The sequence below is a fragment of the Janthinobacterium sp. AD80 genome (assembly GCF_002878455.1).
Lineage (GTDB): Bacteria > Pseudomonadota > Gammaproteobacteria > Burkholderiales > Burkholderiaceae_D > Janthinobacterium.
The window spans coordinates 1-19,072 of sequence record NZ_NRDQ01000173.1 but is presented as its reverse complement, the minus strand read 5'-3'; the positions used below and the strand labels follow the sequence as shown (position 1 = coordinate 19,072).

22 protein-coding genes are annotated in these 19,072 nt (G+C 64.8%); 6 read left to right on the top strand and 16 right to left on the bottom strand.

Annotated features, from left to right (window positions below; translation table 11 throughout):
* Both JaAD80_RS25030 and JaAD80_RS25025 read left to right on the top strand, forming a co-directional pair.
* On the top strand, positions 1-601 hold a 601-nt coding region (locus JaAD80_RS25030), incomplete at its 5' end, for a molybdopterin cofactor-binding domain-containing protein (RefSeq protein WP_146012527.1).
* Between the two features lie 189 nt (positions 602-790).
* Positions 791-1,456 carry a dienelactone hydrolase family protein gene (locus JaAD80_RS25025; RefSeq protein ID WP_102298587.1) on the top strand — a complete coding sequence of 222 codons (666 nt, stop codon included), beginning with the start codon at positions 791-793 and terminating at the stop codon, positions 1,454-1,456.
* A gap of 9 nt (positions 1,457-1,465) precedes the next feature.
* Here JaAD80_RS25025 and fghA read toward each other — a convergent pair whose 3' ends face one another.
* The 6 genes from fghA to JaAD80_RS24995 all read right to left on the bottom strand — a co-directional run bounded on the left by fghA (position 1,466) and on the right by JaAD80_RS24995 (position 5,293).
* Positions 1,466-2,335: an S-formylglutathione hydrolase gene (gene fghA, locus JaAD80_RS25020; RefSeq protein WP_102298585.1), complete on the bottom strand. Its 870-nt coding sequence runs from the start codon at positions 2,333-2,335 to the stop codon at positions 1,466-1,468.
* A 56-nt stretch (positions 2,336-2,391) separates the two neighbouring features.
* Positions 2,392-3,255, bottom strand: coding sequence for an NAD-dependent protein deacetylase (locus tag JaAD80_RS25015; RefSeq protein WP_102298583.1), 864 nt, complete (start codon positions 3,253-3,255; stop codon positions 2,392-2,394).
* A 46-nt stretch (positions 3,256-3,301) separates the two neighbouring features.
* Positions 3,302-3,973: a signal peptidase I gene (gene lepB / locus JaAD80_RS25010; protein WP_102298581.1), complete on the bottom strand. Its 672-nt coding sequence runs from the start codon at positions 3,971-3,973 to the stop codon at positions 3,302-3,304.
* A 156-nt stretch (positions 3,974-4,129) separates the two neighbouring features.
* Positions 4,130-4,375 carry a hypothetical protein gene (locus JaAD80_RS25005; protein WP_102298578.1) on the bottom strand — a complete coding sequence of 82 codons (246 nt, stop codon included), beginning with the start codon at positions 4,373-4,375 and terminating at the stop codon, positions 4,130-4,132.
* The gene (locus tag JaAD80_RS25000; RefSeq protein WP_102298576.1) at positions 4,372-4,623 is read right to left on the bottom strand and encodes a hypothetical protein; all 252 of its coding nucleotides are present in this window, start codon (positions 4,621-4,623) and stop codon (positions 4,372-4,374) included. Before JaAD80_RS25000 ends, JaAD80_RS25005 begins: the two co-directional genes overlap by 4 nt.
* Before the next feature lie 130 nt (positions 4,624-4,753).
* Positions 4,754-5,293, bottom strand: a complete 540-nt coding sequence (locus tag JaAD80_RS24995) for a GNAT family N-acetyltransferase (RefSeq protein WP_102298574.1) — start codon at positions 5,291-5,293, stop codon at positions 4,754-4,756.
* An 83-nt stretch (positions 5,294-5,376) separates the two neighbouring features.
* On the opposite strand from JaAD80_RS24995, the gene JaAD80_RS24990 reads away from it, so the two are divergent.
* Positions 5,377-5,769 carry a VOC family protein gene (locus JaAD80_RS24990; protein ID WP_102298572.1) on the top strand — a complete coding sequence of 131 codons (393 nt, stop codon included), beginning with the start codon at positions 5,377-5,379 and terminating at the stop codon, positions 5,767-5,769.
* 1 nt (position 5,770) lies between these two features.
* Here the strand turns inward: JaAD80_RS24990 and JaAD80_RS24985 are convergent, their stop codons facing one another.
* Complete coding sequence (locus JaAD80_RS24985) at positions 5,771-6,355, bottom strand: DinB family protein (RefSeq protein WP_102298569.1); 585 nt, start codon at positions 6,353-6,355, stop codon at positions 5,771-5,773.
* Between the two features lie 159 nt (positions 6,356-6,514).
* Between JaAD80_RS24985 and JaAD80_RS24980 the strand changes: the two genes are divergently transcribed.
* The gene (locus JaAD80_RS24980) at positions 6,515-7,507 is read left to right on the top strand and encodes an HDOD domain-containing protein (RefSeq protein WP_102298568.1); all 993 of its coding nucleotides are present in this window, start codon (positions 6,515-6,517) and stop codon (positions 7,505-7,507) included.
* 40 nt (positions 7,508-7,547) lie between these two features.
* Here JaAD80_RS24980 and JaAD80_RS24975 read toward each other — a convergent pair whose 3' ends face one another.
* The 8 genes from JaAD80_RS24975 to JaAD80_RS24940 all read right to left on the bottom strand — a co-directional run bounded on the left by JaAD80_RS24975 (position 7,548) and on the right by JaAD80_RS24940 (position 15,749).
* Complete coding sequence (locus JaAD80_RS24975) at positions 7,548-8,249, bottom strand: ABC transporter ATP-binding protein (RefSeq protein ID WP_102298566.1); 702 nt, start codon at positions 8,247-8,249, stop codon at positions 7,548-7,550.
* Positions 8,242-8,955 (bottom strand): ABC transporter ATP-binding protein, encoded by a 714-nt coding sequence (locus tag JaAD80_RS24970; protein WP_102298564.1) that lies wholly within the window; start codon positions 8,953-8,955, stop codon positions 8,242-8,244. The genes JaAD80_RS24975 and JaAD80_RS24970 overlap by 8 nt, the downstream gene beginning before the upstream one ends.
* A complete protein-coding gene (locus JaAD80_RS24965; protein ID WP_102298563.1) occupies positions 8,948-9,922 on the bottom strand; it encodes a branched-chain amino acid ABC transporter permease in 975 nt (324 codons plus the stop codon). Before JaAD80_RS24965 ends, JaAD80_RS24970 begins: the two co-directional genes overlap by 8 nt.
* Positions 9,919-10,791, bottom strand: a complete 873-nt coding sequence (locus JaAD80_RS24960; protein ID WP_102298562.1) for a branched-chain amino acid ABC transporter permease — start codon at positions 10,789-10,791, stop codon at positions 9,919-9,921. The genes JaAD80_RS24965 and JaAD80_RS24960 overlap by 4 nt, the downstream gene beginning before the upstream one ends.
* Before the next feature lie 105 nt (positions 10,792-10,896).
* Positions 10,897-12,063: an ABC transporter substrate-binding protein gene (locus JaAD80_RS24955; RefSeq protein WP_102298560.1), complete on the bottom strand. Its 1,167-nt coding sequence runs from the start codon at positions 12,061-12,063 to the stop codon at positions 10,897-10,899.
* A 105-nt stretch (positions 12,064-12,168) separates the two neighbouring features.
* A complete protein-coding gene (locus JaAD80_RS24950; RefSeq protein WP_102298591.1) occupies positions 12,169-13,707 on the bottom strand; it encodes a class I adenylate-forming enzyme family protein in 1,539 nt (512 codons plus the stop codon).
* A gap of 11 nt (positions 13,708-13,718) precedes the next feature.
* Complete coding sequence (locus tag JaAD80_RS24945) at positions 13,719-14,873, bottom strand: acyl-CoA dehydrogenase family protein (protein ID WP_102298559.1); 1,155 nt, start codon at positions 14,871-14,873, stop codon at positions 13,719-13,721.
* A gap of 51 nt (positions 14,874-14,924) precedes the next feature.
* Positions 14,925-15,749 carry an IclR family transcriptional regulator gene (locus tag JaAD80_RS24940; protein WP_102298589.1) on the bottom strand — a complete coding sequence of 275 codons (825 nt, stop codon included), beginning with the start codon at positions 15,747-15,749 and terminating at the stop codon, positions 14,925-14,927.
* A 288-nt stretch (positions 15,750-16,037) separates the two neighbouring features.
* On the opposite strand from JaAD80_RS24940, the gene JaAD80_RS24935 reads away from it, so the two are divergent.
* Positions 16,038-18,008: a TonB-dependent siderophore receptor gene (locus JaAD80_RS24935; RefSeq protein ID WP_102298557.1), complete on the top strand. Its 1,971-nt coding sequence runs from the start codon at positions 16,038-16,040 to the stop codon at positions 18,006-18,008.
* 30 nt (positions 18,009-18,038) lie between these two features.
* Positions 18,039-18,578, top strand: coding sequence for a molybdopterin-dependent oxidoreductase (locus JaAD80_RS24930; protein ID WP_180979580.1), 540 nt, complete (start codon positions 18,039-18,041; stop codon positions 18,576-18,578).
* Between the two features lie 41 nt (positions 18,579-18,619).
* On the opposite strand, the gene JaAD80_RS24925 is transcribed toward JaAD80_RS24930, so the two are convergent.
* Positions 18,620-19,072 (bottom strand): alpha/beta hydrolase fold domain-containing protein (locus tag JaAD80_RS24925; RefSeq protein ID WP_146012526.1); only part of this gene is annotated, 453 nt, incomplete at its 5' end.

Here is a 19,072-nt window from a genome sequence, read left to right as displayed (position 1 = left end):
GGTGTTGCTAGGGCGCGTATTACTCATCATGGAGCCGTTTCGTATGCATGCGCTCGCGCGCCTGGCCCATGTGTTGCGGCGCGCGGCGGAAAAGGCGGGCTGGGGCACGGCCATGCCGCCCGACACGGGCCTGGGCATCGCCGCCACGTTTGGCCAGGAGCGCGACATGCCGACCTGGACGGCATGCGTGGCGCGGGTGAAAGTCGACCGCAGCACGTGCATGGTCATCGTCGAAAAGCTGACCATGGTGATCGACGCGGGCGCCATCGTCGACCCGGACGGCGCGTTGGCACAGGCGGAAGGGGGCGCCCTGTGGGGCGTGAGCATGGCCATCCATGAAGGCACGGCCTTCCTGAATGGCGAGGTCAAGGATACCAACCTGAATACCTATACGCCCCTGCGCATGGCCGACGTGCCGCAGCTGGATATCGAGTTCGTGACCAGCACGGAAACCTCGACGGGCATGGGCGAGCCGCCCACCACGGCCGTGGCGCCCGCCATCGGCAACGCCATCTTTGCCGCCGTCGCCTCGCGCGTGCGGCATTTGCCGATCCGTCCGGAAGCCGTGCTGAAGGGGCTTGACCGGCACGGCGCCGTCTAGCCTTGCCGCTGCGCCGATCCTGTGCTTGCCGTGCGCCGTTTCCACACGAACGGCCGGGCAGGAATGGCCGCAGGCTGCTACACTGATAACTGCCGCCCAGGGCATGCAGGCGTCGCCCAGCCCGGCAAAATCAGCTTAGCAGAAGCTCGATGTGCGCAGCTGGATTTCAGCTCGATAGCGGAGGCAGCCATGCAAGAACAATTTGTCAGCATCACGGCCGATGAACTTCAGATGGACGGCGTGCTTGAAATGCCCGAGCGGCCCGTGGGCATCGTCCTGTTTGCCCACGGCGCCGGCGCCGATAGCGACTATCTGGGCGCATCGAGCCACGCCACTTCCCAGGATTTTTTGCGAGCGGGTATCGCCACCCTGCGTTTCGACCAGGGCGGCGTCGCGCCTGGCGGCGGCAGCAATGGCCATGCGTATTTCGTGCGCAGCGATATCGTCCTGCTGGCGCGCCAGCTGGAAAAAGCCCTGGGCTGGCTGCAAGTGGACCCGACCACGCGGCGCCTGCCTTGCGGCCTGTACGGCTATGGCACCAGCGCGGCCGTGGTGATGCAGCTGGCCGCCTGGCGCAGTGCCGATATCGCCGCCCTGGCCGTTTGCGATGGCCAGGTGGAAATGGCCGGCAAGGCGGCACTGGAAAACGTGCGCGTGCCATCGTTGCTGATCGTGGGCGGCCGCGACCCGGACGTGGCGGGCCTGAACCGCATGGCCTTTGCGACCTTGCGCTGCGACAAGCAACTGGAACAGATCGCCGCACCGGGCGGCCCCGACACGCGCCACCAGGCGGCCGTGCTGGCCACCGACTGGTACACGCGCCATTTCAACGGGCATACCAGCACGGTGCAATAGGCACTCAGTTCAGCTCAGGGCGCGCAGGTTGCGCGCATGGAAGCGCACATGCTCTTCCATGAAAGTGGCGATGAAGTAATAGCCATGGTCGTAGCCGGCCTGGCGGCGCAGCTGCAGGGGCTGGCCCGCGCTTTGGCACGCCGCTTCGAACACTTCCGGGTACAGCTGCTCGGGCAGGAACTTGTCGGCCAGGCCCTGGTCGATCAAGATGCCTGCTGGAAACAGCACGGGCTGGCCGGCCAGGCCGCGCATCAGCGCGCTGGCGTCGTACTGCTGCCAGCTGGCGGTGTCGCTGCCCAGGTAGCCCGTGAAGGCTTTTTTGCCCCATGGACACTGGCTGGGTGCGGCGATCGGCGCGAAGGCGGAGACGGAGCGGAACAGTTCCGGGTTGCGCAAGGCCAGCACCAGCGCGCCGTGGCCGCCCATCGAGTGGCCAAAGATGCCCGTGCGTTGCGCATCGATAGCCAGTTCCTGTTCCAGCAAGGCGCGCAATTCCAGGATGTAGCTGTACATGCGGTAGTGGCCGCTCCATGGCGCTTGCGTGGCATCGACATAGAAGCCGGCGCCCACGCCGAAATCCCAGCTGTCGCTCTCGCCCGCGAGGCCTGCGCCGCGGGGGCTGGTATCGGGCGTGATCAAGATCAGGCCTTCCTCGGCCGCCACGCGCTGGGCGCCGCCCTTGATCATGAAGGTTTCTTCCGTGCAGGTCAGGCCCGCCAGGTAAAACAGGGCGGGGCGTTTGGTGCTGGCCGTGGCGCCGGCTGCCGTGTCGGGAATGAAGGCCGAGAAACGCATGGGCAAGCCGATGGCTTGCGCATCGTGGCGATAAAATCGTTGTACGCCGCCAAAACAGGCGTGTTCACTCAACAGTTCCAGCATGAATTCTCCTCGTTAATCGCATAGTATAGCCAGAGCGGTGCGCCGCTGCGCCGTGATCAGCCCAGCATGGCCGCTAATGCTGGCAAGATGTCCTGTGCCGGGGCTTCCGTCTTGAATGCCAGCAAATGGTCGGCGCGCGTCTTGCCCAGGTTGATGGCGGCCACGGGCTTGCCCGCTTCCGCCGCCATGCGGCACAGGCGAAAACTCGAATACACCATCACGGACGAGCCGACCACCAGCAGGGCGCTGGCCTCGCGCATCTTGCGTGCTGCTTCTTCGGCGCAGGCAGGCGGCACGCCATCGCCGAAAAACACCACGTCCGGCTGCAGGGTGCCGCCGCAGTGCGGGCAGCGCGGCAGGTGGAAGGTGGCCAGCTGCGACGGCTCCAGCAAGGCGTCGCCGTCGGGCGCCGGCGTGGCCGTGGCGCCCAGCAGTTGCGGATTGTCGCGTTCCAGCCAGTCTTGTATCAGGCGCCGCGCAAAGCCTGCATGGCAATCGAGGCAGACCACCGCATGTATGCTGCCGTGCAATTCCGTCACGCCGCTGCTGCCCGCCTGCTGGTGCAAGCCATCCACGTTTTGCGTCACCAGGCCGCCGATCTGCTGGCGCTGGGCCAGCTGGGCGATGGCCAGGTGTCCGGGATTCGGCACGGCGCGCGCCAGCGCCGGCCAGCCCACCATGCTGCGCGCCCAGTAGCGGCGCTGCACGGCATCCTGGCGGCGAAAATCCGGTCCCTGCACGGGCACATTGCCGCGCCGCACGCCGTCCGGGTCGCGGTAATCGGGGATGCCCGACGCCGTGCTGATGCCGGCGCCCGTCAGCAGCAGGACGTCGGGGTGGCGTTGCAGGAAGTGCGCCAGCTGGTCGAGCGCGTGATGCGTGCTGGCGGCGTGCGGGCTGGCAAGAGGAAAGTTCGGCATGATGCGCCATGCTAACCGAAAAGCCTGGCGTTCTGCACGGCAAGGTTTACTCCAGCTTCATGCCGAAGCGCTGCAGGCGCGGCTGCCAATGTTCCTGGATATTGGCCGAGACCAGGATGCGCTCGGCCTTGCCGATCAGCAGCGCGCGCGGCACGAAGCCGAAATAGCGCGAGTCGGCGCTGTTGTCGCGATTGTCGCCCAGCATCATGAAATGCTCCGGCGGCACCGTCACGGGGGAAAAATTGCGCGCCGCGCCAGCGATTTGCGGCAGGACCTGGATGTGGTGCTGTTCGGTACCGTTGCGTTCGTTGAAGCGCTGCGCCGTCAATTGTCCCACGCGGTCGATCGCCTCGGGCGCCGTGCCGAGCGCCGTGTAGCGGGCGGCGTGGCCATTGATGATCAGCTGTTCATCGCGCATTTCCACCGTGTCGCCGGGCAGGGCGATGATGCGCTTGATCAGCCGCGTGCCGTCTTTAGGTGAGGAAAAGGTGACGATGTCGCCGCGTGCCGGCTCGCCCAGGCGTTGCAGCACGACATCGGTGAGCGGCACTTTCAAGTCGAAGGCCAGGCGGTTGACGAAGACCACGTCGCCTTCGAGCAGGTTGGGACGCATGGAGGCCGACGGTATCGGATTCCAGTCGGCCACGGCCGTGCGGAACACGCCGAACAGCAGCAAAAACATCAAAAAACCCTTGTTGGCGCGCATCCATTTGCTCATGTTGGCTCTTTCGCTGGGCCTGTGCCCGTGATCGTTGGGAAAACGCCCGTTGTGGGCGTCTGTCCACGATGCATGGCCAGCCTGAAGCCAGTCTTAAAAGGCCCCTGACAGCGATGCTGGCGTGCCCTTGTGTTGCGCGCCAGCGTCACGCGGCGCTTACGGGCGCCGGCATGGCGTGTGCGCATCGCCATTGCCATCTGGCCGTTGCTTGCCGGGCATTTCGTCCCACAGTTCGCCCAGCGCCACCAGCAAGCCGCCGGCCACGAATGGTATTGCCACCAGCCAGGGCATGCTGTCGAGCCACGGATCGAGCAGGATGGCCGAGGCCACGGCGATGAGAAGGGCGCTGTACCAGAAGCGGCGCGGATGCCGGAGGGTCAGCAGGTAGTGCAGGTCGATCATAGGTCCTCCTTGGTGAGCATGCGAAACAGCCTGGCGGCCAGGATGCTGCTGACGGCAATGACGACGCAGCCGTCCAGGATAAACAGCACCTTGCCCACCAGGTGCATGCCTTGCACGACGTAGGCCGGCAATTCCTGCACTTCCGCCCACTGTGTCATGCGTGCCAGCACGATGGCGGCAGCGAAGATGGCGATGGCCAATGCCAGTATCAGCAGCACATGTTCGAACAGGCGTTGATGCAGTTTCATGTTGGACTTGGCAAGATATTAAAAATTCCCGAAGTCTGACGTTATCAGTTCAATATGCTGCGGCTTTGCGCTGTCACAAAGGCGCGGCCTATAGGGGGAAAGTCGCGCTGATGCGAGGAAATGCCGTGTTTCAGCCCGGGGCCGTGCCATTGCGCCGTTCGAAATACAGCAAGTCCGACCATGCATCCTGGAAGCGCATGGCTTGCTCCGACCTGCCATATTGATGGAAGCCGTTGCGCCGCATGACGGCGATCGAGCCCAGGTTTTGCGGCCGCGCCGTCGCTTCCAGGCGCCACAGGTCCAGCGCGCCGAAGGCCTCGTCCAGCAGCAGCGCGACGATGCGCGTGGCGTAGCCGCGCCCGCCAAACTGTTCGCCGATGCGGTAGCCCAGTGTCGCCTTGTTGAAATACGGGCGCGCGACGCCCGTCAGGTTGACCCTGCCGATGATCTGCCCGTCCAGCTTGGCCAGGTACTGGTGCGCATGGTCGTGCTCGCGCTCGTGCCGCGCCCGTTCGATGGCGGCGGCGACGGCTTCGGCAGTGTAGTAGGACGGCGCGCGGGCCGTGACCCAGGATTCAAAATAGGCGCGGTTGTCCAGTTCGAAGGCCAGCAAGGCGGGAAGGTCGGCGCTGGCCGGCGGGTGCAGCTGGATGCGGTCGAGGTCTGGCATGGGAGCGTGTCGGAAAGCGATGCGCCATTATAATCAACTGGCGCATCTCGCCGCACACGTGTCTGTATCCTTGAAGGAGCCGCATGCTGTCCCATATTTGCCTTGGCACCAACGATTTTCCTCGCGCCTACGCTTTCTACACTGTCCTGCTGGGAGAACTCGATCTGATCGAGAAATTTCATGATCCGGCCAGGCCCTGGGCGGGCTGGATGGCGAAGACGGCGCTGCGTCCGCTGTTCGTGCTGGGCGCGCCGCATGACGGCTTGCCCGCCGCGCCCGGCAACGGGCAGATGACGGCCTTGCTGGCCGCCAGCCGCGCGCAGGTGGACCGCTGCTACCAGGCCGTGCTGGCACTGGGCGCCGTGTGCGAAGGGCCGCCGGGACTGCGGCCCCATTACCACGCGCATTACTATGGCGCGTATTTCCGCGACCTCGACGGCAACAAGCTGTGCGTCTGCTGCCACGCCGGGCAGTAGTTCAGCGCTGGCCCCAGACGTCGTTTTCCGTCCAGCCCAGTTCCGCAAAATCCTGCGCCCGCTCATCGGCTTCGCCGGCGCAGAAGAATTCATCGAGCTGCGGCGGCGCGATGCGCGTGCCGGCCAGCATGGCGTGCACTTGCCCCCGGTGGTGGATCTGGTGCTGGAACAGATGCGCCAGCAGGCGCAGGCGCGTGTCGGTTTGCGGCGTGTCGCGCAGGATCGTCACGGGCCGTGCCAGGTCCGCATCGCAGAGGCTGCGGCAATGCGCGATCAGGCGCGCATCGGACGCCTGCTGCTGCGCCTGCAGCGTGGCGCAATCCGTGCAGGGCTCGTCCTGTGCAAAGAAGGTGTAGCAGTCCGGGTGCGGCACGTCGCCGCGCAGCTCGCGCTCGAGCGCATCGAGATAAAACCAGTCGCACGTCAAAATATGGTTCAGGGTGGACTGGATCGTGGGGAAAAAGCTGACCCGCGTGGCCTGGAACTCGGCCTCGGCCAGCTGTGCGCACGCCTTCAGCAGGCGGTGGTTGGCCCAGGCGTTGTTATACGCCTGGCTGGTGATGTACTGGGCCAGCATGTTGTTCATGATTTACCTTGCAAGGCAGGGAGGGTAGCGGGAACGCTACTGTAGCAGCTTGCGCCAGCTGGACAAGGCCAACCACGCCCGCCGCACCGGCGCTGCCGTGATCAAGTAAAATCGCGGCGCGGATGTCGCGATAGTGATGCATAGAGGGCTGGAAGAGCAATGGGTTGGATAGGAAAATTACTGAACGGCGGCGACGGCAAGAACAAGCTGGCGCCCGTCACGCCAGCGGCGGCGCCCGAGATGGCGCGGCAGCCGGCCACCATCACCGAAATCGATGCCATGTACTACCGCTGGCTGGCGGCGGCGGGGGCGACGCAGGCCACGGCGCAGGCGGAGCAGCAGATTCTGGACGAATTGACGCGCCTGGCCAGTGAGCCGATCGCTGGCGCCGCGCTGATACCGCGCATTCCGGCCATCATTCCGCAGTTGATGCGGACCTTGCAAGATGAAAACATGAGCGCGGCCGAGCTGTCGCGCCAGCTGGCCCAGGACGTGCTGCTGGTCGCCGAGGTCTACCGCGAAGCGAACCGGCCCTGCTACCATTCGCGCTACAACGCCAGCCCGTCGATCAACAATATGGAAGGCGCCATCATGCTGCTCGGGCAAAACGGCATGCGCATGCTGCTGGCCCGCGTCGCCTTCCGTCCCATCGTCAGCATGCAAAGCGGCGGGCTGACCATCCGCACGGCGCCGCTGATCTGGCGCCAGTCCGAGAAATGTGCGCTGGCGGCCAATCTGGTCGCGCCGGCCCTGCAGGCGGACGGTTTTGATGCCTACCTGGCGGGACTGATGGCCAATGTCGGCCTGGTGGTGGCGTTCCGGCTGATCGACCAGATGCACGCGCCCGACGCCTTCCCGCAATCGGACGCCTTCATTGCCCAGGTGTTTGCGCAGGCGCGCATCCTGTCGGTGCGGATCGCCGAATTATGGGAGTTTCCCGCGTCCGTGACGTGCGCGATCGCGCAGGCCGGCGCCGATGCCAGCGCGGATGCCGATCCGCAGGCGCAAGCGCTGGCGCAGGGCGAGCGCCTGAGCAAGCTGCGCACGCTGGTCGATACAGGCCGCCTGCCTGCCGACGATCCCTTCGTGACGAGCGGGCTCGGCAAGAGTGAGCTGCAGGTGTTCGACAAGCTGGCCGACGACGAGGAGTGACGGCCCGCAGGCCGCCCGCCATGCGCGTGGCGCATGCCGCTCAGCGCGCAAAGTACAGCGCGTGCAGGTGCTCGAGGTCGACCTCGTCGGCTTTTTGCGACAGCGCCACCCTGCCGCTTTGCATCAGGTAGACATGGTCGGCCACGCCCACCGCGCGCGCCGTGTTCTGCTCGACGAGGATGATGGTGCGCCGGCCGTCGTTCAGGCGCGCGAGGATCTCGAACAATTCGTTGACCACCAGCGGCGCCAGGCCCAATGACGGCTCGTCGATGATCAGCAGCGACGGATCCGACATCAAGCCCCGCGCCATGGCCAGCATCTGCGCCTCGCCGCCGGAGAGCGAGCCGGCCAGCTGCCTGCGGCGTTCGTGCAGGCGCGGGAACATGGCGTAGGCTTCGGCCAGGCGCGCCGGCATGTGGCTGCGGTGCTCCTTTGGAAACGCGCCCATGATCAGGTTTTCTTCCACGCTCATGTCGCGGAAGGTCATGCGCCCCTCGGGTATCATCGTGACCCTCGCATCGCTCATCTTCCACGTGGGCGTGCCGTTGATGGACTGGCCATCGAGCGCGATGCTGCCCGCGCCGACCGGCAGCAGACCCATGATGGTGCGCAGCAGGGTGGTCTTGCCGGCGCCGTTCGGGCCGATGATGGTGGTCAGCTTGCCCTTCTGGATAGCCAGCGATACATCCCACAGCACATTGATGGCGCCATAGCCGGCGCGCAGGTTCTCTATGTCAAGCATGGGCGGCTCCCGTATAGCTTTCGATGACGGCCGGATCGCGGAACACGGCGTCCGGCGTGCCGTCGGCGATCAGCTGGCCAAAATTGAGCACGGCCACGCGCTGGCACAGATTGCTGATGGTTTCGATATCGTGCTCGATCATGACGATGCCCACGCCAAAGGCGGCATGCAAATCCTTCAGCATGCCCATGAAGCGGCGCTTGCCGTTGGTTTCCAGGCCGGCCAGCACTTCATCGAGCAGCAGCAGCCTTGGATTGGTAGCCAGCGCCTTGGCCACTTCCAGCGCCTTCAATTCCGTCAGCGCCAGTTCGCTGGCCGCGTCGCGCCCCGCCTTGTCGGCCAGGCTCGTAAAGTCGAGGATTTCATCGATCTTGCGCTGGTCCACCTTGCCCGTGCCGAAGCGCTGCGCCACGATCAGGTTTTCGCGCACCGTCAGTTCATGCATGGGCTGCGGAATCTGGAAGGTGCGCCCCAGCCCCAGGCGCGCGCGCTGGTACATGGGCGTGGCCATGATGTCGCGTCCCTCGAAGCGGATGCTGCCGCTGGTGGGGCGCACCAGGCCGGAAATGGCATTGAACAGGGTGGTCTTGCCAGCGCCGTTCGCTCCCACCAGGCCGATCACGTCGTGGCTGCCCACGTTCAGGGTGACGGAATCGACGGCCGTCAGGCCGCCGAAGCGCACGCACACATTATCGAGTTCAAGCATGTGTTGTCTCCTTGGCGTTGAACGCGTTTTTCAGCCATTGCTGCAGCAGCGGCAGCAAGCCGTTCGGGCTGAAGACGATCATCGCCACCAGCAGCACGCCCAGCACCAGCTGGTGCCCGGTGGGGATCAGCGACTTGAAGATCAGCTGGTCGACCAGGTAGACCACCACGGCGCCCAGCACGGGGCCGAGGATGGTGCGGTAGCCGCCGAAGATGGCGGCCACGATCGGCAAGGTCACCCACAGGCTGTTGAAGGCGTAGTCCGGTTCCAGAAAGTTGATGTAGTGGGCATTGAAGGCGCCGAACAGGCCCGCCATGAAGGCCGACACGAGCAGCATCGCGCCTTTCAGCAAGGTGCTGTTGACGCCGACGACGCGCGTGGCGTCTTCGCTGTCGTGCATGGCGCGCAGGGCTATGCCGTAATGACTGGCGCGGATGCGGCTATAGGCAAAGGCGCAGCACACCACCAGGGTCAAGACCACCAGGTAGGCGCCCGTCTTGCTGGCCAGGTCGACGCCGAAAACCGTGGGCAGGGTGGGGATATTGTTGACGCCGCCGGCGCCGCCCGTGACGGAACTCCATTCCGTGGCCAGGATGCGGAAGATGTGCGCGTAGGCGAGGATGGCCAGCGCAAAATACGGCCCGCGCAGGCGCAGCACGGGCAGCATGATGACGGCGGCGATGGCCGCGCCCGCGCCGCCCAGCAGCATGCCGGCAAACACGGGCAGGCCCAGTTTGACGGTGGTGAGCGCGGAGACATACGCGCCGACGCCGAAGAAGGCCGCGTGGCCGAAGCTGACCATGCCGCCCAGGTTGCCCAGCAGGGCCCAGGACATGGCCACGCCGCCGATGACCAGGGCCGCCACCACCATGCTCATCACGTACTGGTTGGCACCCAGCGCCAGCGGCACGGCGACATATGCTGCCAGCAGCAGGACCGCCGTAGAAATCAATGTAGACCGCTTCATCCGCGCCTCCGTTGTGCGCCGAACAGGCCGTTCGGCATGATGAACAGCACCAGCAGGAACAGCACCATGCCGGACAATTCCTGCAGCGCGGAGCTGGCCAGGGTAACGGTCAGCGCTTCGGCCACGCCCAGCAGCACGGCGGCGATCAGCACGCCGGGGATCGAGCCGATGCCGGCCAGTACCGTGATGATGAAGGCCTTTACCGTCAGCGCGCCGCCGTAGGCCGGCTGGATCACGCCATAGCTGAACAGCGCCACGCCCGCGAAGGCGGCCAGGATGCCGGCGACGAGGAAGGACACCAGTTCCGTGCGGCCCGGGTCGATGCCCATCAATTTGGCCGCGTCGCGGTTGCTGGAGACGGCACGCACGGCGCGGCCATACCAGCTGGTGGACAGCCAGCGCCACAGGGCCGCCATCAGCACCAGGCTGACGCCAAAGAAAATCACTTCGCTGCGCATGCTGAAGAAGGGGCCGATCTCGAAACCTTCCTGCAGCCAGCTCGACGACGTCGAGCGGATGTCCGCCTTCCAGACCAGCAAAATGAAATTGGTGAGGATGACGCCGATGCCGTAGGTGAGGATCAGCGAATTGATTTCGCGGTCCTTCTTGATGCGGCTGACGATCAGGTAGACGCCCACGGATGTGAGGCTGACGATCACCAGCGCGATGGGAATGGCGAACATGGGGCCAAGTCCCAGCCCGGACTCCACGCTGTAGGCGATGTAGGCGGCCAGCAGCACCAGTTCGCCGTGCGCCAGGTTGATCACTTTCATGGTGCCGAACACCAGCGCCAGACCCAGCGCGATCAGGGCGTAGGAGCCGCCCTGCAGCAAGCCCGAATACAGGGCTTGCAAGATTAATTCTGTCATGTCGTCATCCCGTCAGGCACCCCTGGCGCATCGCATGGGATGCGCCAGGGATGCCGTTCATCGGTGCGTGCCGGGGCACGCGCGTGTGCAGCGGGAGGCTGCGGCTTACCAGGGCACGGCAGGATAGGCCAGCTTGCCCGTGGCCTGGTCCTTCGGCCAGACGATGACCACTTTCTTGTCCTGGTGCTGCGCCATGCGGTGCACGAAGTTCTGGTTGTCGCCGTTGGCGGCGAACTGCACGCGGCCGATCAGGGTTTCGCGGTCCGTCTTGCGCATTTCCTCGGCCACGCCGCCTTTCTTGATGGTGCCCTTGTCGGCCGCGCGCGCGATCGCTTCGAACAGCAGCATCGATTGCACATAGCCGAACTGGCCCAGGTAGTCGGGCTCCTTCTTGTACAGCTGCTTGTAGGCGTCGCTGAAGGCCTTGCCGTCGGTCGTCTTGAATTCCGTGGGGAAGGGCAGCAGGGCCGTGCCGAACACGTTCGGCATCAGGTCGGGAAAATCGGCCGCCATCTTCGGCGTGGCCAGCGACCACACGCCCACCATGGCCTTGATCTTCGGTTTCAGCACGCGCGCGGCGCGGATGATGCCCACGTAGTCGTTTTCGTAGCCGACCATGGCCACCACTTCCGATTTATCCTGCAGCTTGATCTTGTTGATGATGGGCTTGAAGTCCGTAATGGCCGGGTCGAACGAATGCGTCGTCACTTTCACGCCCTTGGCCGCCAGGGCTTTTTCCACGTCCTTGGCCAGGCCCGTGGTGGCGTCCTTGGTCGAGTAGATGATGGAGACGGACTTGGCGCCCACGTCGGCAAGCATGCCCAGCATGGCTTTTTCGTAGCCGGCCGTGTTATTGATGCGGAAAAAATTCTTGCGCCCGCTGGCCACCAGGCTGTCGTCCACGCCGCCCGACGTGATGTAGACGAGTCCCAGCTTGTTCGCCGTGTCCGAGGCGGGCGAGATATTGTTCGAGCCATAGCCGCCCGTGATGGCCACCACGCCCTGGCTGGCCAGTTTTTCCACGGCGGCGATGGCCTTGGCCGGCGCCGATTCGTCGTCGACGGTGATGATCTTGATCGTGTGCTTGCCGTTGGTCTTGTTGAACACTTCGGCCGCGACCATGATGCCTTCCTGCATGCCGGCGCCAACCCGCGCCAGGTTGCCCGTCAGGGGGATTTCCGCGCCGACCAGGAATTCGTCGGCGCTGGCTTGCGTCATCCAGGCGCTGGCGACCAGCGCTGCCATGGCGATGCGTGTGTATGTGCGTTTCATCGTGTCTCCTCCGGTGATGTGGCTTGGTTTGCCGGCGCCAGGATCGGTGCCGGCAAGGTGACCCGCGTGGGTTTTATTGTCGGGTCTGATACAGCATGGTCCAACTTACAGTGCATTCTGCGCCATTTGCCGCAGCTGCCCCTTTAAAATCTTGCCGGTGGCCGCTGCCGGCAGGGCTTCCATGACGATGATGGCGGACGGGCATTTGTAGGGCGACAGGGTCTGCGCCAGGTATTGCTGCAAGGCCTGCACCGTCACGGGGTGCTGCGGGTCCAGCTCCACGTAGGCGATGACGTCTTCGTTGCCATCGGCCACAGTGCGGCCCACCACGGCCGACTGCACCACGGACGGATGGGCGTTCAGCGCCGTTTCCACTTCCAGCGGATACACATTGAAGCCGGAGCGGATGATCAGTTCCTTGGTGCGCCCGACGATGAACAGGGCGCCGTCGGCTTCCTGGCGCGCCATGTCGCCCGTATTGAGCCAGCCGCCATCGCGCATGGTGGCCGCCGTCATGGCCGGCTCGCGGTAATAGCCGGCCATGACGTTCGGCCCGCGTATCCACAGTTCGCCCGGCTCGCCCGGCGCCACGTCCCCGCCATCGAGGCTGACGACGCGCACGTCCACGCCGGGAATCGGCGTGCCGACGGAATCATCAAAACGCGGCGCTTCCAGGCGCGTCTGGCTGATGGTGGGCGCGCTTTCCGTCATGCCATAGCCATTGTGCAGTGCGGTGCCCAGCAGCTTTTCCACGTCGTGCTTGAGCGACGGCGCCAGCGGCGAGCCGCCCGCATAGGCAAAGCGCAGCCGTGTGGGCAGGGGAGTCTCGGCGCCGCCCAGGGTCTGCAGCAGCTTGGCGTACATGGCGGGCACGCCCTGGACGATGGTCAAGCCGTCATCCTGCAGGGCCGACAGCAGGCCGTCAACGGAAAAGCGCGGCACCAGGTACAGCGCGGCGCCCGCATACAGGGTGCCCAGTGCCACCGAGGCCAGGCCGTACACATGCGAAATCGGCAGCACGCCGTAGGCGCGGTCGTTGCTGCTCAAGCCGCGCAGGGTGCTGGAAACGGCGGCGATGAACAGCAGGTTGCGGTGCGTCAGCATCACGCCTTTCGACTGCCCCGTGGTGCCCGTCGTGTAGATCAGCGCTGCCACCTGTTCGTTGCCAGGGAGCGTGTCTTCCGCGATGGCCGTCTCGTTCAAGGCGCCCGCCAGCAGCTGGCCCATGCCATCGACGGTGGCGCTGGCCGCGCCCAGACGTGCCGCATGCGCGCCCGCTTCCGGCGAGGCGCCGGCCAGGAACAGCACGCGCCGCGCGGAGCTGTGTTCGACGATGGTGTCGATCTCGCGTGCCGACAGCCGCGCATTGACGTTGACGATCCACGCATCGATGCTGGCGGCCGCGAAGATCAGCGCCACCTGCAGCGCGCTGTTCTCGCCCACCACCATCAGGCGGTCGCCGGCGCGCACGTCCAGCTGGCGCAGCAGCTGAGCAGCGCTTTCCACGCTGTGCCGCAGCTGCGCATACGTCCAGCTGCGGCCCCCTTCGTGCAGCGCCGGCGCGTCCGGCGTGCGCGCGGCCCAGTGGGCGGGGATCGCCGACAGGCGCGCCGGCAAGCCTTCCAGCAGGGCAGGGATGTCCATGACGGCCTCCTTCACTTTTGCGCTGCCTTGATCATGTTGCGGGCGATGACGATCTGCTGGATCTGCGTCGTGCCTTCGTAGATGCGGAACAGGCGCACGTCGCGGTAGAAGCGCTCGGCCGCGTATTCGCTGATGTAGCCGGCGCCGCCGTGGATCTGCACCGAGCGGTCGGCCACCCGGCCGCACATTTCGGAGGCGAACAGCTTGCAGCACGACGCTTCCGTCGAAATGTCTTCCTTGTTGTCGCGCCGGCGCGCCGCGTCCAGCACCATGCTGCGCGCCGCGTAAATCTCGGCCTTGCTGTCGGCCAGCATGGCCTGGATCAGCTGGAATTCGGCGATGGGCTGGCCGAACTGCTGGCGTTCCATGGCGTAGGCCAGGGCGTCGGCCAGCATGCGTTCGGCCGCGCCCACGCAGACGGCGGCGATGTGCAGGCGGCCCTTGTCGAGCACTTTCATGGCCGTTTTAAAACCCACGCCTTCCTTGCCGCCGATGACGTTCGCGGCCGGGACGCGGCAGTTTTCAAAGATCACGTCGCAGGTATGCGCGCCTTGCTGGCCCATCTTCTTGTCAATTTTCCCCAGCGAGAGGCCCGGCGTATCCTTTTCCACGATGAAGGCGGAAATGGCCGAGGCGCCCCGCTTGACGGGATCCGTGCGCGCCATGACGGTAAAAATGCTCGCTTCGGGCGCGTTGGTGATATAGCGCTTGCTGCCGTTGAGGATATAGAAGTCGCCGTCGCGCACGGCCGTGGTGCGCAGCGAGGCCGCATCCGATCCTGATCCCGCTTCCGTCAGGGCGAACGAGCCGATGATCTCGCCGGCAGCCAGCTTGGGCAGGTAATATTGTTTTTGCGCTTCCGTGCCGTCGATGACGATGCCTTGCGAGCCGATGCCGTTGTTCGTGCCGATCAGCGAACGGAAGGCGGGCGAGGTGCGGGCGATTTCAAAGGCGACGCGCACTTCCTCTTCCATGCTCAGTTCCAGGCCGCCGTAGGCTTCCGGGATGGACAGGCCGAACAGGCCCAGTTCGCGCATCTGTGCCACGATGGCGGGCGGTATCGTGTCCGTTTCGGCTACCAGCGCCTCGTTCGGCACCAGCACTTCGCGCACGAAGCGGGCAATGCTGTCGAGCAGGATGTTCAGGGTTTCTTCGTCGCGTATCATCGGTTTCCTCGGCGCTTGGATTTGAGCTATCGTTGAAAGGGGGCGCGCAGTCTAACCGCGGCCCAGGTTTTTTTCCACTGTCCTGACGAGGGCCACCAGGCGCGGTCCCAGCTCGGATTCGAGTTTTTCACGCGACAGCAAAAAGGCGGGGCCGCCGCAATTGAAGGCCATCACCTGTTCGCCGTCCGCGCCCAGCATGGGTACGCCCACGGCATGCACGTCGTTCTGCCACTCGCCGGCCGAGATGCAAAAGCCCCGGTCCTGGTAATCCTTGAAGCCTTGTTCGATGCCGGCCTTGATGCGCGGCCAGCGTTCCGTCTCGTGCACCCTGGCGTGGTCCATCAGGTAGTCGCGCTCGGCCTGCGGCAGGATGCACAGCAGGGCCTTGCCCATGGCCGTCGTCATCAGGGGGATGCGCGAACCGACATCGAGGCGCAGGGTGACGTTGGCGCTGCTGCGGCACGTCTCCACGTAGACCATGCTGAGGCGGTCGCGCGTGCCCAGCGAGACGGAGGCTTGCGCATGTTCGGCCAGTTCTTCCATCAGCGGGCGCGCCATCTTGCGCACATCCAGGTTCGACAGCATGCGGTAGCCGAGGGCCAGCACGCCGGCGCCCAGCTGGTACTTGCCCAGGCTGTCCGAGTAGTTCAGGTAGCCGAGTTTGGTGAGGGTGTAGGTGAGGCGAGAAATGGTCGGCTTCGGAATGCCCGTGCGCTTGGCCATCTCGGCATTCGACAGGAAGACTTCGCCGGGACGGAAGCAGCGCAGCACTTCCAGCCCCCGCGCCAGCGCGTTGACGAACTGGCGGTCCTTGCCTTCCTCGTCGTCGCTGAAGACGATGAGTTCCGGATCCGTTGCGGCTTGAATATTTGTCATATTGGCATTCATTGTCACGCTCCCTGGAAACCAGTTTGCCTAGCCAAATTTCGCATGTCAATCGTTTTGTGAAACATTCGTTCGCACAGCGAAATGCTGCGGTGCATGAATTTTTCCCGGAAAATTGACCTGCGCAGCGGTTTGTGGCCTTGCTGCTTGAGCATCGTTATATACGTCTGTATATTGCGATGTTGGGTGACGGCCGCCGCATGCGCGGCTGCTTTTTTTGTACTTTTTTGCATATCGCTATATAAAGCGATATATAACGAGGAAGAAAGAATAACGACGATGTTGAGACAGGTAATGGCAGGCGCCGTGGTGCTGGTGCTGGCGCAGCAGGCCGCCGGCAAGGAAGACGCGGAGGCGGCGCCGTTCGTGCTGGGCACGGTCACGGTGATCGGCCAGCGCGAACAGGCAGGTCAAGCGGAACAGCAGGTGGGCTCGCAAGTGAACCGCGCCGAGATGCGCCGCTTCAACCGCGACAACGTGGGCGACGCCTTGAACTTGTTGTCCGGCGTGACGCTGTCGACCAATGCGCGCAACGAGAAAACCGTGGCCATCCGCGGCTTCGATGCGCGCCAGGTGCCGCTGTACATCGACGGCATTCCCGTCTACGTGCCGTATGACGGCTATGTCGACTTCAACCGTTTTACAACGAGCGACCTGGCGGCCATCCAGGTGGCCAAGGGCTTCAGTTCCGTGCCGTATGGCGCCAATACCCTGGGCGGCGCCATCAACCTGGTGTCGCGCAAGCCGACGGCGTTGATGGAAGGTGATGCGTCCGTCGGCTTCGGCGCGGGCAGCGAGCGCCAGATGTCGGCCAACGTGGGCACCAACCAGAGCCTGTGGTATCTGCAGGCGGGCGTGTCCTGGATCGACAGCGATGGTTTCCTCCTGTCGTCCGATTTCCTCCCGACGGCCACGGAAGATGGCGGCATGCGCAACAATGCGTACCGCAAGGATCATAAGCTGTCGTTCAAGGTGGGCTACACGCCTGTGGGTGGCGATGAATACGCCCTCAGCTACTACAAGCAGCATGGCGAAAAGGGCCAGCCGCCATCGACGAATCCCGTGGGCGCGCGCTACTGGCAGTGGCCGTACTGGAACAAGGAAAGCATGTATTTCGTGTCGCAGACGCGCCTGGGCGATGCCGAGCGCCTCAAGTTACGCCTGTACCATGACAGCTACGACAATGAAATCACCTCGTACACGAACGGCAGCTACACGACCCTGAAAACCAGCGGCCAGGGTAGCGTCAGCGGTGGGCGCAGCATCTATAACGACCGCACGAATGGCGGCGCGGTGGAACTTGAATCGCTGCGCCTGGCCGCGCACAGCCTGCGTTTTGTGGCCAGCTACAAGGCCGACGAACACCAGGAACTCGACGCCAAGGACGTGCGCACCACCTGGTACCAGGATGCCCTGTGGACCCTGGGCGCGGAAGACAGCATCGCCCTGAACGGGACGACGCAGCTGTCGCTGGGGGTGTCGCACAACGCGCTGCGCCCGGACACCGTGTACAGCGCCGGCAATGCCTATACCTTGCCAGGCAATCAGGCGGCCACGGATGTGCAGGCGGGCCTGTTTCACACCTTGTATCCAGAGGCGAAGGTGTATGCCACCGTGGCGCGCAAGTCGCGCCTGCCGACCCTGAAGGACCGCTATTCGCAGCGCCTGGGCACGTATATTGAAAACCCGGACCTGCGCGCCGAGAAAGCGCTCAATTATGAAGTGGGCTACCAGGCCACCTTGCGTGGGCTGGCGCTGGAGGCCGCCGTGTTTTACAGCGACGTGAAGGACAAGATTCAGAGCGTGGCGAATGTGGCGGGCGTGCGCGCGCAGATGCGCAACGCGGGCAGGGCGCACATCAGCGGCCTGGAGCTGGGGGTGCGCGGACGCGCCGGCGCCTGGCTGGACTTCGGCGGCAACTACACCTACACGGACATGAAAAATGTCAGCGACCGCGCCACCCGCCTGACCGACGTGCCGCGCCACAAGCTGACAGCGCACGCCGTGCTGCACGCGGCGCGCCAGGTCGACGTGGTAGCCACCGCGGAAGCGAACAGCGGGCGCTGGGTCTCGAACACCGTGCAACTGGGCGGCTACGCCACGGTGAACCTGAAGGCCGTGGTTCGCCCCTTGCCGGCCTTGAGCCTGGAAGCGGGCGTCAGCAACCTGGCTGACCGCAACTACGCGCTGGCTGACGGTTTTCCCAGCGCGGGTCGCACCTGGCTGGCCAATGCGCAGTATCAGTTCTGATTTTTTGACTGCTCCATGAAAGGATTTAATATGTTCAAGAAGATTTTCGTCGCCTGCACTGTGGCTACGCTGCTGGCGGCACCTCCCGCGTGGGCTGGCGCTCCGCCGCCGGCGCGCGACAACATGAGCCACTCACTTGCCGTGACGGGCATGGTGGAAACGCCATTGACCCTGACGGTGGCCGACTTGCGCAAGCTGCCGCCGGCGCATGGCGGCGCGCTTGCCGTGACGCGCCACAACGGCGACAAGGCCGAGAGCATCACCAGCTACAAGGGCGTGCGCCTGCGCGATATCCTCGACCAGGCGGTGCTGGACGCGCCGGGCCACAACGACGTCAAGAAGATCGCCATCATCGCCACCGCCACCGATGGCTACGCGGTGGTGTTTTCCTGGGGCGAGCTGTATAACGCGCCGGCCGGCGAGGGCGTGGTCGTCTACTACGAGAAAAACGGCAAGGCCCTCGACGACAACGACGGTGAAATCGCCCTGATCTCGGCGAAAGACATCCGCACGGGGCCGCGCCATGTGAAATGGCTCAAGGGCATCGAGGTGCGCAAGCTGGTGGAGTAACAAGATCCGCCGCCGTGGAGCCATCCCCAGCGGCGGATTTTTTACATTGCCATTGCTTTCCTCATCGCCAGTCCCGCCACGTCGAACAATCCCCGCGCCTGTGGCGTCAAGCCCAGCATGTGCATGGACGCGTGGATCATGCCGTCGAGCTGCACGCAATCGGCCGCCACGCCGGCATCGCGCAGGCGCTGGGCATACGCCGCGCCCTCGTCGTGCAACGGATCGTATTCGCATACCAGCACGGTTGCCGGCGGCAGGTCCTTGAACGAAGCGGCCCGCAGCGGGGCTGCGTAAGGCTGCATGCCGTCAGCTGGTGCGTTCAGGTAGGCCGACCAGCAAAAGCGCATGGCTTCCCGCGTCAATGAAAAGCCTTCCGCATGACGCTGGTAGGACGGCGTGTCGAAGGCGAAATCCAGCGCCGGGTACAGCAGCAGCTGGTGCGCCAGCGCGGGGCCGGCCTGGTCGCGCGCCATCAGGGCGGCGGCCGCAGCCAG